This window comes from Roseomonas sp. CECT 9278 (assembly GCF_918698155.1).
Taxonomy (GTDB): domain Bacteria; phylum Pseudomonadota; class Alphaproteobacteria; order Acetobacterales; family Acetobacteraceae; genus Neoroseomonas.
Genome location: NZ_CAKKLX010000004.1, coordinates 85,119 through 98,660 on the forward strand (window position 1 = coordinate 85,119; position 13,542 = coordinate 98,660).

The 13,542-nt window shown below is 71.7% G+C and carries 12 protein-coding genes; 7 read left to right on the plus strand and 5 right to left on the minus strand.

Annotation, left to right across the window (positions count from 1 at the left end):
• Window positions 1-45: 45 nt before the first annotated feature.
• The 6 genes from LQ222_RS04015 to LQ222_RS04040 all read left to right on the plus strand — a co-directional run bounded on the left by LQ222_RS04015 (window position 46) and on the right by LQ222_RS04040 (window position 5,945).
• Window positions 46-921 carry a sulfurtransferase gene (locus LQ222_RS04015; RefSeq protein ID WP_230164651.1) on the plus strand — a complete coding sequence of 292 codons (876 nt, stop codon included), beginning with the start codon at window positions 46-48 and terminating at the stop codon, window positions 919-921.
• Window positions 922-1,020: 99 nt separating this feature from the next.
• Window positions 1,021-1,752: an ABC transporter ATP-binding protein gene (locus tag LQ222_RS04020; RefSeq protein WP_230164652.1), complete on the plus strand. Its 732-nt coding sequence runs from the start codon at window positions 1,021-1,023 to the stop codon at window positions 1,750-1,752.
• Window positions 1,752-2,480 (plus strand): ABC transporter permease, encoded by a 729-nt coding sequence (locus LQ222_RS04025; protein ID WP_308071551.1) that lies wholly within the window; start codon window positions 1,752-1,754, stop codon window positions 2,478-2,480. The genes LQ222_RS04020 and LQ222_RS04025 overlap by 1 nt, the downstream gene beginning before the upstream one ends.
• 4 nt (window positions 2,481-2,484) lie before the next feature.
• Window positions 2,485-4,419, plus strand: a complete 1,935-nt coding sequence (locus LQ222_RS04030) for a GldG family protein (RefSeq protein WP_230164656.1) — start codon at window positions 2,485-2,487, stop codon at window positions 4,417-4,419.
• A 12-nt stretch (window positions 4,420-4,431) separates the two neighbouring features.
• On the plus strand, window positions 4,432-5,511 hold the full coding sequence (locus LQ222_RS04035; protein WP_230164658.1) for a DUF4340 domain-containing protein: 1,080 nt from the start codon (window positions 4,432-4,434) through the stop codon (window positions 5,509-5,511).
• Window positions 5,508-5,945, plus strand: coding sequence for an NUDIX hydrolase (locus LQ222_RS04040; protein WP_230164660.1), 438 nt, complete (start codon window positions 5,508-5,510; stop codon window positions 5,943-5,945). Before LQ222_RS04035 ends, LQ222_RS04040 begins: the two co-directional genes overlap by 4 nt.
• A 29-nt stretch (window positions 5,946-5,974) precedes the next feature.
• Here LQ222_RS04040 and LQ222_RS04045 read toward each other — a convergent pair whose 3' ends face one another.
• Window positions 5,975-8,422, minus strand: coding sequence for a calcium-binding protein (locus LQ222_RS04045; RefSeq protein ID WP_230164662.1), 2,448 nt, complete (start codon window positions 8,420-8,422; stop codon window positions 5,975-5,977).
• Window positions 8,423-8,645: 223 nt separating this feature from the next.
• On the opposite strand from LQ222_RS04045, the gene LQ222_RS04050 reads away from it, so the two are divergent.
• A complete protein-coding gene (locus LQ222_RS04050; RefSeq protein WP_230164665.1) occupies window positions 8,646-9,653 on the plus strand; it encodes a tripartite tricarboxylate transporter substrate binding protein in 1,008 nt (335 codons plus the stop codon).
• A gap of 49 nt (window positions 9,654-9,702) precedes the next feature.
• On the opposite strand, the gene LQ222_RS04055 is transcribed toward LQ222_RS04050, so the two are convergent.
• The 4 genes from LQ222_RS04055 to LQ222_RS04070 are packed head-to-tail and all read right to left on the minus strand — an operon-like array spanning window position 9,703 to window position 13,511.
• A complete protein-coding gene (locus tag LQ222_RS04055; protein ID WP_230164666.1) occupies window positions 9,703-9,966 on the minus strand; it encodes a hypothetical protein in 264 nt (87 codons plus the stop codon).
• A gap of 1 nt (window position 9,967) precedes the next feature.
• Complete coding sequence (msrP, locus tag LQ222_RS04060) at window positions 9,968-10,909, minus strand: protein-methionine-sulfoxide reductase catalytic subunit MsrP (RefSeq protein WP_230164667.1); 942 nt, start codon at window positions 10,907-10,909, stop codon at window positions 9,968-9,970.
• Between the two features lie 56 nt (window positions 10,910-10,965).
• The gene (locus LQ222_RS04065; RefSeq protein WP_230164668.1) at window positions 10,966-12,408 is read right to left on the minus strand and encodes a glycosyltransferase family 39 protein; all 1,443 of its coding nucleotides are present in this window, start codon (window positions 12,406-12,408) and stop codon (window positions 10,966-10,968) included.
• Window positions 12,408-13,511: a glycosyltransferase gene (locus LQ222_RS04070; protein ID WP_230164669.1), complete on the minus strand. Its 1,104-nt coding sequence runs from the start codon at window positions 13,509-13,511 to the stop codon at window positions 12,408-12,410. Before LQ222_RS04070 ends, LQ222_RS04065 begins: the two co-directional genes overlap by 1 nt.
• Window positions 13,512-13,542: the final 31 nt, after the last annotated feature.

Consider the following 13,542-nt stretch of genomic DNA (forward strand, 5'->3'; position numbering starts at 1 on the left):
CCCGTTTCGGCTAGGCTGCGCGCAAGACCGCCTGGAGGACCCCCCATGTCTGCTCGCTACCTGCGCCCCGATGCCATCGTCACGACGTCCGGGCTCGCGGACCAGCTGGGTGATCCGGCGTTGCGTGTCTTCGATTGCACCACCTACCTGCGCTACGAGACCGGCACCGGCCGCCCCTACCGCATCGAAAGCGGCCGCGCGGACCACGAGGCCGCGCATATCCCCGGCTCCGCCTTCCTCGACCTGCAGGGCGAATTGTCGGACCGGTCGAGCCCCTTCAACTTCACCATGCCCGCGCCGGAGGACCTTGCCGCCGCGCTGGGCGCGAAGGGGATCGGCGACGATGCCCGCGTCGTGCTCTACGCGCGGGGCAACCTGCAATGGGCCACGCGCGTGTGGTGGATGTTGCGCGCCATCGGCTTCGACCGCGCCGCCGTGCTCGATGGCGGGTACGACAGCTGGGCGGCGGAAGGCCGGCCGACCGAGGCCGGCCGCTTCGACTACCCGCCGGCCAGGCTCACCGCGCGGCCCCGGCCCGGCCTGTTCGTCGGCAAGGCGGAGGTAGCCGCCGCGATCGGCGATCCGGCCACCTGCACCATCAATGCCCTGGCGCCGGACCTGCACAGCGGGGCGAATGACCGCTACGGCCGCCCGGGCCGCATCCCGGGCAGCGTCAACGTGCCGGTCGCGGCCTTGACCACCCCGGCCCTGGCCTTCCGCCCGGCCGAGGAGGTCGCGGCCGCCTTCACCGCGGTGGGCGCGGACCCGTCGCGGCGCACCATCCTGTATTGCGGCGGCGGCATCGCGGCGACGCTCGATGCCTTCCTGCTGCACCAGCTCGGCCATGCCGATGTCGCCGTCTATGATGCGTCCATGAACGAATGGGCCAAGGACCCTGCCCTGCCCATGGAGCGCGGCTGACGCGGACCGCGAGCCACCGGCGGGGGGGCTTGCGCCCGGCCCCGCACCGCGCCAAACCGCCACCCCGCACATTCGACGACCCACCGCAGGAGACCGGCCTTGGCCGCGTTGATCGAGATCGAGCGCCTGACCAAGCGCTTCGGCGCCTTCACCGCCGTGGACGACGTGTCGTTCGCGGTCGATCGGGGCGAAGTCGTGGGCTTCCTCGGCCCCAATGGTGCCGGCAAGTCGACCACCATGAAGATGCTGGCGGGCTTCGTGACGCCCAGCGCCGGGACCGCGCGCATCTGCGGGCAGGACGTGGTCGACCAGCCGGTCGCCGCCAAGCGCAGCCTGGGCTACCTGCCCGAGGGCGCGCCGACCTACCCCGAGATGACCGTCAGCGCCTTCCTGGCTTTCGTCGCGCGCATCCGCGGCTATCGCGGCGCCGAGATCGCCGCGCGCGTCGATGGAGCGATGGACCTGACGCAGCTGGATGAAGTGCGGTTGCAGCCGATCGAGACGCTGTCCAAGGGCTTCAAGCGCCGCGTCGGCCTGGCGCAATCCCTGCTGCACGACCCGCCGGTGCTGGTGCTGGACGAACCGACCGACGGGCTCGACCCGAACCAGAAGCACGAGGTGCGGGAACTGATCCGCCGCATGGCGCCCGAGAAGGCGATCCTGATCTCCACCCATATCCTGGAGGAGGTCGAGGCGGTCTGCACCCGGGCCATCATCATCGCCCATGGGCGCGTGCTGGCCGATGCCACGCCCAAGGCGCTGGAGCAGCCCGGCAAGACGCTGGAGCAGGTGTTCCGCGACCTGACCATGAAGCCGCTGGAGGCCGCGTGATGGGTGCGCTGATCGTCGCCCGGCGTGAGCTCGCCGGCTATTTCGCCACCCCGGTGGCCTATGTGTTCATCGTCATCTTCCTGATGATGGCGGGCGCGCTGACCTTCACCCTGGGCGGCTTCTTCGCCCGCGGGCAGGCCGACCTCGGGCCGTTCTTCACCTTCGTGCCCTGGCTGTTCCTGTTCCTGGTGCCGGCGCTGACCATGCGCCTGTGGGCGGAGGAACGGCGGCTGGGCACGATCGAATTGCTGCTGACGCTGCCGCTGCCGCAATGGCAGGCGGTGCTGGGCAAGTTCCTGGCGGCCTGGGCCTTCTGCGCCATCGCGCTGGCCCTCACCTTCCCGCTGGTGCTGACGGTCAACTACCTCGGCAATCCGGACAATGGCGTGATCGCGGCGGGGTATGTCGGCTGCCTGCTGGTGGCGGGCGCCTACCTGGCGGTGGGTGCGGCGATGTCGGCCATGACCAAGAACCAGGTCATCGCCTTCGTGCTGGCGGTCGCGCTGTGCTTCCTGTTCGCCGCGGCGGGGTCGCCGATCGTCACGGAATTCCTGTCGCAGCGCATCCCGCTGCTGGCGGAAGTGGCGCGCGGGCTGTCCATCACGGAACGCTTCAACAGCCTGACGCGCGGGGTGATCGCGCTGCGCGACGTGATGTTCTTCCTGTCCTTCATGGGCTTCTTCCTGTTCGTGAACGCGGTGGTGATCGACCACCGGAAGGCGGATTGATCCGATGAGCGGCATGGCAACTCCCCGCCCCGGTTCGCGGCGCCTGTGGTCCTCCGCGCTCGGCATCGTCGCCGCGGCGGTGCTGGCGGTCGGCGTCAACATGCTGGTGGACCGGCTGGCGCCGCGCGCGCGCGTCGATCTCACGCAGCAGCGGCTCTATACGCTGTCGGCCGGCACGGTCTCGGTGCTGCAGGGCCTGCAGGATCCGGTGACGCTGCGGCTGTTCTATTCGCGCCGGCTGGGGTCCGCCGTGCCGGCCTATGGCGCCTATGCCGAGCGCGTGCGCGCCATGCTCGAGGAATACGCCGCGGTCTCCGGCGGCAAGGTGCGCCTGGAGATCTTCGACCCCGAACCGTTCAGCGAGACCGAGGACCGCGCCCTTGCCTATGGCCTGCAAGGCGTGCCGGTCGACCAGTCCGGCGAGCAGATCTATTTCGGCCTGGCGGGGGTGAACCTGCTGGATGACGAACGCACCGTCCCGTTCTTCCAGCCCGAGCGCGAGCGCTTCCTGGAATTCGACCTGACGCGCCTGGTCTTCGAATTGTCGAACCCGCGCCGGCCGATCGTCGGCGTGATGTCCTCCCTGCCGGTCAACGGCGACCCGCGCATGATGATGATGATGCGCGGCGGCCCGGGCGGGCAGCCTTATGCCTTCATGCAGACGCTGCGGCAGTTCTTCACCGTGCAGGACGTCGCGCTGGACGCCCAGCGCATCAACGACGACGTGCAGGTGCTGATGGTGATCCATCCGCAGGGCCTGCCCGACGCGACGCTCTATGCCATCGACCAGTTCGTCATGCGCGGCGGCAAGCTGATCGTCTTCGTGGACCCGCATTCGGAGGGGCAGGCCTCGCGCCCCGGCCCGGGCGGGCAGCCGCCGCGGATGACCTCCTCGAACCTCGACAGGCTGCTCAATCCCTGGGGCATCGTCGCACCGCATGACGGGGTGGTGCTGGACCTGCGCGGCGCCTGGCGCGTGCGCGCCAACCCGAACGACCGCGTGCAGGCGGTGGACTACATAGCCTGGTTCAACCTCCAGGGCGATTCGCTCAGCCAGTCGGAAGTGGCGACGGCGCAGCTGAACCAGGTGACGGTCGCCTCGGCCGGCTGGGTGCAGCGCGGCGACGGCACGGCGATCGAGATGGAACCGCTGCTCACCAGTTCCGACCGCAGCATGACCGCGCGTGTCGAACGCGTGCAGAACAACCCCGACCCCGCGCGCATCCTGGCCGAGTTCCGCCCCGATGGGCTGCGCCGCGTGATCGGCGCGCGCTTCCGCGGCGAGGTTCCCTCCGCCTTCCCCGAAGGCCCGCCGCCGCCGGCCGAAGGCACCGAGCGCCCCGCCGACCTGCCGGCCCATCGCGCGCGCAGCGAAGGTGCCGCGAACATGGTCGTCATCAACGACGCCGACGTGCTCGAGGACCGCTTCTGGGTCCGCGTGCAGGACTTCTTCGGCCAGCAGGTCGCCACGCCGATCAGCGACAATGGATCGCTGGTGGCCAACCTGGTCGATGCCTTTGCCGGTGGGGATGCGCTGATCTCGCTGCGCTCGCGCGGCGAATCGATGCGCCCCTTCACGGTGGTCGACGACATCCGCCGCGACGCCGATGCCCGCTTCCGCCAGACCGAGCGCGAGTTGACCGAGCGCCTCCAGGCCACCGAGCGCCGCCTGCGCGAATTGCGCCAGGGCGGCGAGCGCGGCCAGTCCAGCGCCGTCATCACGGCGGAACAGCGCGCCGAGATCGATGCGGCGCGCGCGCAGATCCTGCAGACCCGGCAGCAGCTGCGCGCCGTGCAGCTGGACCTGCGGCGCGACATCGAACGCACCGAGACCTGGCTGCGCGTGCTCAACATCGCCGCCGTGCCGCTGCTGCTGACGCTGTTCGCCATCGGGATCGGCGTGGCGCGGCAGCGCCGGCGCGCCGCGGCCCGGGCCTGAGGAGCCGGCACGATGGACCGACGCAACCTGCTGCTGCTCTCCGGCGCCGCGGTGGTGGCCGTGGGCGGCGCGCTGCTGCTCAAGCCCGGCACCGAGGCGCCGCCCTCGCCCGCCGGCGCCGCGCTGGCCTTCCCCGGGCTGGCGCAGCGCCTCCAGGCCGCGGCGAAGATCGAGGCGACGCGCCATGACGGCACGATGGAGATCACCCGCCGCGGCGAGACCTGGGTACTGCCGGCCAAGGGCGGCTATCCTGTCCGGCAGGAAAAGGTGCGCGAACTCCTGGTCGGCCTGACCGAACTGCGCCTGGTCGAACCGCGCACCGCGAACCCCGAGATGCTCGACCGCCTCGGCGTCGAGGACCCCGCGCGCGCCGGCGCGACCTCGACCCTGGTGCGCGTGCTGGATGCCCAGGGCGGCGTGATCGCCGAGCTGGTGATCGGCCGGCGCCGCGTGCGCACCCAGGGCAATGTGCCGGAATCCGCCTATGTGCGCAGGCCGGGCGAGAACCAGGCCTGGCTGGCGGAGGGCCGCATCCCGGTCGATTCCGACCCGCAGCTCTGGCTCGACCGCGACATCGCCAATGTCGCGCGCGAACGCGTCCGCCGCATCGCCGTCGCGCGCACCGGCCAGCCGCCGCTGGTGCTGACCCGCAGCGGCGAACCCGACGGCACGCTGCGCATCACCGACCCGGCCGACGCGCCGCCCGCCGAGGCGACGGCGCTCGACGAGGCCGGGCGCGCCTTCGAGTTCCTCACCTTCCTCGATGTGCGCCCGGAGGCCGATGCCCCCGGCGAGGCACTGGGCGAAGGCCGCTTCGAGCTGACCGACAACCTCGCCATCGTGGTGCGCCCCCGCAAGCATGACGAGGCGCTGTGGATCACCCTGGCGGCCGAGGGCGATGACGAGGCGGCGCGTCTCAATGCCCGCTGGCGCGGCTGGGCCTACCAGGTCGGCGCCTGGAAGGAGAAGGCCTTCGTGCCGCTCCTGTCCGACCTGCGCGCGCCCGAACCACCGCCGGCCGAGGCCCCGGAAGCCCCCGCCGAAGCGCCCGTGGCACCGCCGGCCCCCGCCGAGCCGCCGCGCCCGCAGTGACCGGCCGCGAATACCCCGACCGCCCCTGGGTCGGCATCGGCTGCATCGTGTTCCGCGGCGACCAGGTCCTGCTGGTGCGCCGCGGCAAGCCACCGCGGATCGGGCAATGGTCCATCCCCGGCGGCGCCCAGCACCTGGGCGAGACCGCCGAGGACGCAGCCCGGCGCGAATTGCGCGAGGAAACCGGCATCGAGGTCGGCCCGCTGGCGCTGGCGATCGTGGTCGATGCCATCTCGCGCGACGATGCCGGTCGCGCGCTGTACCACTACACCATCATCGATTTCGCGGCGCAGTGGCTGGCCGGCGAGGCGCGCGCCGGCGACGACGTGAGCGAGGTCCGCTGGAGCGCGCCCGCGGACTTCGCCGCCTTCGACCTGACCGAGGCGACGCATCGCGCCATCGCCGCCGCGCGCGATGCGCTGGCACGGGGCTGACCCGCCGCGCCAGCCCGCCGCCCCCGTCCCTACAGGATGAAATCCGCCAGGATCGGCGTATAGCCGGCCACGCTGACCACGATCCGCAGTTCCGGCGCAGTGTCGCTGTCCACCGAGGCATCGATCGTCGTGGCCCCCGCGCCCACCGTGTAGCGCAGGCTGCCCGCGGTGATCGGCACCGGTGATCCGACCGGCAGCACTTCGTCGAAGGCCTGGTTGCCGGCCAGCAGCAGGTCGGCATCGATCGCCGAGAGGTCGATGCGGTCGCCCTCGGCACGGTTGAAGTCGGTGATGGTGTCGAAGGCGGCCAGGCTGCCGAGCACCACCTGCCCGCTGTCGCCCGCCGCATAGCCGAAGGTGTCGGCGCCGGTGCCGCCGGTCAGTTCATCGGCGCCGCGCGCCCCGTACAGGCTGTCATTGCCGGTGCCGCCGAACAGGTCGTCGGCGGCGAAGATCACCGTGCCGCCGGTGCCGAAGCTCTGGCTCGACCCGATGAGCACGTCGTTGTCGGCACCGCCCTCCAGGCGCGAGGACAGGCCGGTGCTGGTGAGGGTGTCGTCGCCGCCATCGCCGTACAGCCACGGCGTCGCGAAGGTGCCGCCGGCCTCGATGACATCGTTGCCCAAGCCGCCGCGGATGGTGTCGGCCTCGCTCCCGCCGACCACCACGCCGCCATTGCCCACCAGCGAATCATCCCCGCCGCCGCCCGAGATGCTGTCATTGCCCCCCAGCCCCAGGATGGTGTCGAAGCCGAGCGAGCCGATGATGGTATTGGCGCCGGTATTGCCGGTGCCCGTGCGCCCCGCCTGGGTCAGCGTCAGGTGCTCCAGCGTGGCGGTCAGGGTGAAGGACACGGCGGACTGCACGAGGTCGCCGGCGGGAAGCAGCAGCTCGTCATTGCCGCTGTCCTGGATGACGTCGAGCAGGCTGTCGATGACATAGGTGTCGCTGCCGCCGCCACCCACCAAGGTATCCGCGCCGGTCCCGCCATCCAGCAGGTCGCGCCCGCTGCGGCCGTTCAACAGGTCCTGGTCGGCGCCACCGCGCAGTGAATTGCCCACCGTGGTGGCGCCGACACCCCCTGGCAGCAGCACGACGGACGATCCGGTCAGCGTGTCGTTGCCCTCGTCGCCGAACAGCGAATTGACCTGCCCGCCCGCCACCACGCTGTCATCGCCCGCACCGCCCGACAGCAAGGCGCCGGTCCCGAGGCCGCCACCGCCCTGCAGCGTGTCGTTGCCGGCTTCGCCGTACACCGAATCGAAGTCGCCCAGGACGGCCCCGCCGCGCACGCTGTCATTGCCCTCGCCGGCGAAGATCGTGTCGCTGCCCAGCCCGCCCAGGATGGTGTCGTTGCCGTCATCCCCGGCGATCGCGTCGTTGCCGGTGCCGCCATCGAGCAGGTCGAAGCCGATCCCGCCATCGATGGTGTCGGCGCCTGACCCGCCGGTCGCGGTATCGGCGCCGGCTTCCAGCAGCAGCAGGTTGGCGCCCAGGACCACCGTGACGCGGTCATTGCCCTCACCGGCGGCGACCGCGCCGGCGGCGCCGGTCGCGGTGATGGTGTCGTTGCCGCCGAAGGTGGCGATGCTGTCGGCCCCGGTGCCGGTCAGGGTGATGTCGTCGTCGCTGCCCGCCTGGCCGGTGTCGCGCCCGCGCAGCATGGTGCCGACCGGGCCGATCACGGTCACATCGAGCGAATCGGCCCCCACCGTGAAGACCGACGGCGCACCGAGGTCGACGAAGCCGCCGCCGGTGATCTCGAGCTCCGCCGTCTCGTTGAGCAGCAGCGAGCTGCCCAGGTGCAGCGTGGTGAAGCCCGCGAGCTGCGCGCCGGTGAGCCGGATGGCGGTGGACGACACCTGCCAGGCCAGCGATTCGAAGTTCTGCAGGGTGGCATTCGCGGCCAGGTCGCCGCTGCCCAGCACGGTGTCGCTGCCGGTGCCGCCATCGGCGTATTTGAGGCCCAGGTTCTGCGCATCGCCGATGACCAGCAGGTCGTCCCCTGCGCCCAGGTCGATGCCATCGGTATTGCCGCCCGGGCGCACCGTGTCGTTGCCCTCGCCCGCCACGATCCCGTCATTGCCCGTGCCGGTCGAGATCGAATCATCGCCGCCATACCCATGGGCATGGTCGGAGGTCGAGCCACCGGTCAGCACGTCGGCACCGCCGAACAGGAAGGCATCGAGGTCCTGCGCATTGGCGCGGAAATCCGCTGCCGTGACGGAAAAGCCGGTGGCCGACCAGACCAGGTCCACCGGCAGGCGCACCAGCCTGATGCCGGTGATGGTGCCGCCCGCTGGCAGCGCCAGCGCATCATAGGTCAGCCCGACGCCGTCCAGGATCACCACGGTCTGCGCAATGCCGACGTTCAGGACGGTCGAGGTCGCCGTGCCGCTGATCCGCGCCACCACCTGCAACGCATCGAAGGGGGTCGGCGCATTGGCCAGGGTACCGGAGAGGATGACATTCGCCATGGCTGCTGACTCCCATATGCGGCGCTGCGCGGCCGCGAATCCTTCGCGACGGAACCGAATGTCGCTGCGCCGGAACGATAGAGGCGTGCCGCCATCGCAACAATCCATGCGTGCTGGCGGCGCGGCCACCATGTGCCCTGGCGCACGCCGCGACCGGCGGGCTTCCCTTCGCGACCGGGGCGCGCCACGCTGCCCGCCAGGACTTCCCGCCGGAGTGCCCATGATGCGTCACGCACCCCCCTTGCCGCGGCGCGCCGCCCTGCTGGCCGCAGCGACGGCGCTCGCCACGCCCGCCCTCGCGCAGCCATTGGCCGGCGGGCGCACCGTGCGCATCATCGTCCCCTTCCCGCCTGGCGGGGCGGTGGACATCACCTCCCGCCTGCTGGCGGACCGGCTGGGCCCTGTGCTGGGCCAGACCGTGGTGGTGGAGAACCGCGCCGGTGCCGGCGGGCTGATCGGTGCCGATGCGATCGCCAAGGGGGACCGCGACGGCACCGTGCTCGGCCTGGTCAGCGCCACATCCTATTGCGCCATGCCCTTCATGCATGCGCGCATGCCCTTCGACCCGCTGCGCGACCTGACACCCGTCACGCAGCTGACGGACGGCGTGCTGCTGTGCGTGGTGAACGCGCAGACCGCGCAGGCGCGCGGCTGGACCGACTTCCGCGCCCTGGTGCAATGGTCGCGCGCGAATCCCGAGCAGGTGAAGATGGGCTCCTCCGGGACCGGCACCTCATCCCACCTGAACATCTCGGCGATCAACCGCTTCGCCGATGCGAAGATCCTGCACGTGCCCTATCGCGGCGGCGGGCCGGCCATCAACGACCTGCTGTCGGGCACCATCGACATGATGTTCGATGTCATGCCCGCGCTGATGCCGCATGTGGAGGCGGGGCGCTTCAAGGCGCTGGCGGTCTCCTCGGGCGATCCGATCGCGCTGCTGCCGCAGGTGCCGGGGATGAAGGCCTTCGCCGATCTGGGCCTTGGCCAGCATGAGCTGATCAACTGGAATGTCGTCACCACCGCCGGCAATACGCCCGCCCCGGTGGTGCAGAGGATCTTCGATGCGGTGCGCACGGTCAGCCAGCAGCGCGAATTCATCGACCGCATGCGGCCGCTGGGCTACGGCATCATCCTCAGCGAAAGCCCCGAGGCGGCCGCGCGCATGATCCGCGCCGAGACGCCGCGCTGGCAGCGCATGGTCGAGATCTCCGGCGCGCGGGTCGAATAGCCCGCCGGCACGCGACGGCCGGGCGGGATGACCGCCCGGCTGCGCCGCGTCAACCCTTGCCCGGCCGCATCGCCGCGATGAGCATGAACACCACCGCCACGAAGGTCGGCAGCGACCAGGCGGGCAGCGTCAGCAGCGGCGCGAAGGCCGCGTTCCAGATCGACGGGCCGACCAAGCGCTGCAGGCCCAGCTGCCCCGATCCCATCGACCCCCCGCTCTGGAGCATGGTCCCGAGCGGGTAGCCCCAGCCCAGGAAGACGCCCATGCACAAGGCCAGGCCGAACAGAACGAGGGCGAGCGTGCGAAGGACCATGTCAGGCCCAAAGTCGCTCGTTCTGCAGCCCGCTGTAAAGATCCGCGACGAATTCGCCGTAGCCGTTGAACAGTTGCGTGGGAATCCGCGCATTGGTGCCCAGCGCGCGCTCGCTGGCCTGGCTCCAGCGCGGATGCGCGACCGCGGGGTTCACATTGGCCCAGAAGCCGTATTCGGCGGCCTGGATGCGTTCCCAGAAGGACACCGGGCGCTGATCGGTCAGGGTGATGCGCACCAGCGACTTGCCGGCCTTGAAGCCGTATTTCCAGGGCTGGTGGAAGCGGATCGGCCCGCCATTCTGCGGCGGCAGCAGCTTCCCATAGGCGCCCACCACCATGAAGGACAGGTCGTTGCCCGCCTCGGCGATGGTGCAGCCCTCGACATACGGCCAGGGGTACCAGGATTGCCGCAGCCCCGGCATCACCGCCGGGATCGCCGCCGTCTCGAACGACACGTAGCGCGCGGAGGACAGCGGTTTCACCTGCGCGAGCAGCGCGCTCAGCGGGAAGCCGGTCCAGGGCACCACCATCGACCAGGCCTCGACGCAGCGCAGGCGATAGACGCGCTCCTCGATCGGCATGGTGCGCAGCAGGTCCTCGATGCCGAATTCGCGCGGGGTTTCCACCATGCCGTCCACCTTCACGGTCCACGGGCGCTGCGGCAGGCGCTGGGCGCCCTGGCTGATCGACTTGCTGGTGCCGAATTCATAGAAGTTGTTGAAGGTGGTCACGTCGCGCTCGGGGCTGATCTCGCGGCCGGGGGCGAAGCGTGTGTTGCGCATGGCGGGCGGCAGGCCGCCGGCGGCCTGCTGCGCCTGTGCCGCGCCGGCGGCGCCGAGCAGCCCGGCGGCGATGCCAAAGGCCTTGCGGCGGCCGAACACCAGGTGCTCTGGCGTGACGCGGGCTTCGGGCGTTTCCCAGCCGCGGGGGATTCGGATCTGCATCTCGGTCACTCCGTTCGGCCTGAACATCGGCATGGCGCGGCCGGCTTCAAGCGATTTCAGTCGCCGGGGCGCGGCAGCACCACGGCGGGCGGTTGGCCTGCTCCGGCCGTGACGCGGAACAGGCGATAGGCTTCCGCCGCCACCCCGTCGCGGCTGCGGACCAGGCGTCCCTCCGGCAACGGCTCGGCGCCGGGCCAGAGCGGCGCGCCCTCACCACGTCTTTCGCTGCGCACCAGCAGGCCGGTTACGCCGGGTGGCGGTGCCGGCAGCGTGAAGAATCGCCAGCGCGCATCCATCGCCACCACGACGCGATCGCGCGGCAGGCGGAAGGTAAGAAGCGAGGCCAGGCCGTATTCCTCGGCCGCGACGAAGCCGGCGCCCTCGCGCGCCGCGGCGGCGGCCACGGCGTCCGTGAAGCCCGGCCAGCCGCCCAGCCGCGCCAGGGTGGGATCGCTGCCGCGCGGCAATGGCAGCGGCGCCGCCAGCGCCTGCAGAAACACCGCGCCGGTCATCACCGCGCCCAGCACCAGCGCCGGCACCCGCAGCCGCAGCCAGACGGGGGCCCGCAGCAAGGCGGCGGCGCCGATCGCGGCGGCGGGATACAGCACCGCCGGCCAATTGCCCTGCACCCGGCTGCCGGTCGCCTGCCACAGGAACAGCGCCGCGCCGGGCAGCACCAGCGCGGCCAGCAGCAGCGCGCCCGCATCGCGCCATCGCCACCAGGCCAGCGCGGCGGCGCCCGCGCCCGCCACGCAGAACACGAAGACCAGCGGTGTCGCGAGCCCGGCCTGCCCGCCGATCAACTCGCCCAGGAAGCGCAGCGTGAAGCCGCCATCGCCCGCCCGCCCGCCCTGCTTGGCGAAGGATGCCCAGCCCTGCGCGGCATTCCACGCCACCACCGGCGCGAAGGCCAACAGCGCCACCGCCCCGCCGGCCCATACCTGCCAGCGCGCCAGCCAGCGGCGCATCGCAGGGTCGATCGCCAGCCACAGCACGATGCCGGCGCCGAACAGCACCGCGGTGTATTTGCTGGCCAGCGCCAGCCCAGCGCAGGCGCCGACCGCAAGCCACCACCGCCCATCCCCGCTCCGGTACAGCCGCGCCGCCGCCCACAGCGCCGCCGTCCAGAAGAACAGCAGGGGCGTGTCGGGCGTCATGGTCACGCCGCCCAGCCCCGCCAGCAGCGTCGCGTTCAGCAGCGCCGCCGCCCAGGGGCCGGCGTTGCGGCCGGGGAACAGGTCCTCCGCCGCGCGGGCCAGCAGGATCGACCCCAGCGCCATCGACAGCGGCGCCAGCAACCGCACGCCGAGCGCCGTCTCGCCCGCCAGCGCCGTGCCGGCCGCGATGAACAGCGCCACCATCGGCGGGTGATCGAGGTAGCCGGCCTGCAGGTCGCGCGACCAGACCCAGTAATAGGCCTCGTCCGGCGCCAGCGGCAGCACGGCCGCCAGCACCAGGCGCAGCGCCGTGAGCGCGGCGAGCGCCGCCAGCCAGCCCATCAGCGCGCCCGCCACACCAGCGTGGAGGACACCGCGTAGTTCCACACCACCGTCAGCAGCGCGCCGGCGGCCCCGGCGACGCCCCAGCCCAGCAGGTCGTCGCGCACCAGCAGCCCGGCGATGCCCACATTGGCCGCGGCCCCGATGCCGCACACCACATAGAACAGCACCAGGCCGCGCAGCAGCGCCGGCCCGCGCAGCCGCCGGTCGCGGTAGGTGATGCGGTTGTTCAGCAGGAAATTCGCCGTCATCGCCACGAAGGTGGCGGCCCATTGCGCCGCCCCGAAGCCAACCGGCCCGACGCCGTGCAGCAGCCCGAGCACCGCCAGGTGCACCAACACGCCGATGCCCCCCACCAGCGCGAAGGCCATGAAGCGCAGCGGCACGATGCCGCCCAGCGTCTTGTCCGCCAGCAGCCCGGCGAATTCCAGCATCACCCCGGCATCGAGCTTGCTCTCCCCCGCCTCCCGCGCGCGGAAGGCATAGGGGACTTCCGCCACCCGCAGCGGCCGCCCGGCCGACAACAGCACGTCCAGCAGGATCTTGAAGCCGGTCGCGGTCAGGCGCGGCGCGATCTCCTCGAACAGCGGGCGAGGCAGGGCGAAGAAGCCGCTCATGGGGTCGCTCACGCGCACCGGCAGCGCGGCATTGGCCAGCGCCGCGCCGCCATCGGACACCAGGCGGCGGATCGGCGAGAGCCCCGCCCCCTTGGTGCCGCCATCGATGTTGCGGCTGCCGATCGCGACCTCGGCTTCGTTCGCCTCCAGCGCCGCCAGCATGCGCGGCAGGATCGTCTCGTCATGCTGCAGGTCGCCGTCGATCACCGCGACATACGGCGCCGAGGTCGACAACATGCCCTCGACGCAGGCGGAAGCGAGGCCGCGCCGGCCGATGCGCCGGATGCAGCGCACCCGCGGGTCGGTCGCCGCGATCGCGCGTGCGCGGGCCGCCGTGCCATCCGGGCTGTCGTCGTCGACGAAGATCGCTTCCCAGCCGATGCCGGCGAGCGCCGCGTCGAGCCGCGCCACCATGGGCGCGACATTGGCGGCCTCGTTGAAGCAGGGAATCACCACGGCGAGGCGTGGCGGGGCGGGCGGCGTCATGGCGAGGCTTCCTGCGCCGGCGGGGCCGGGC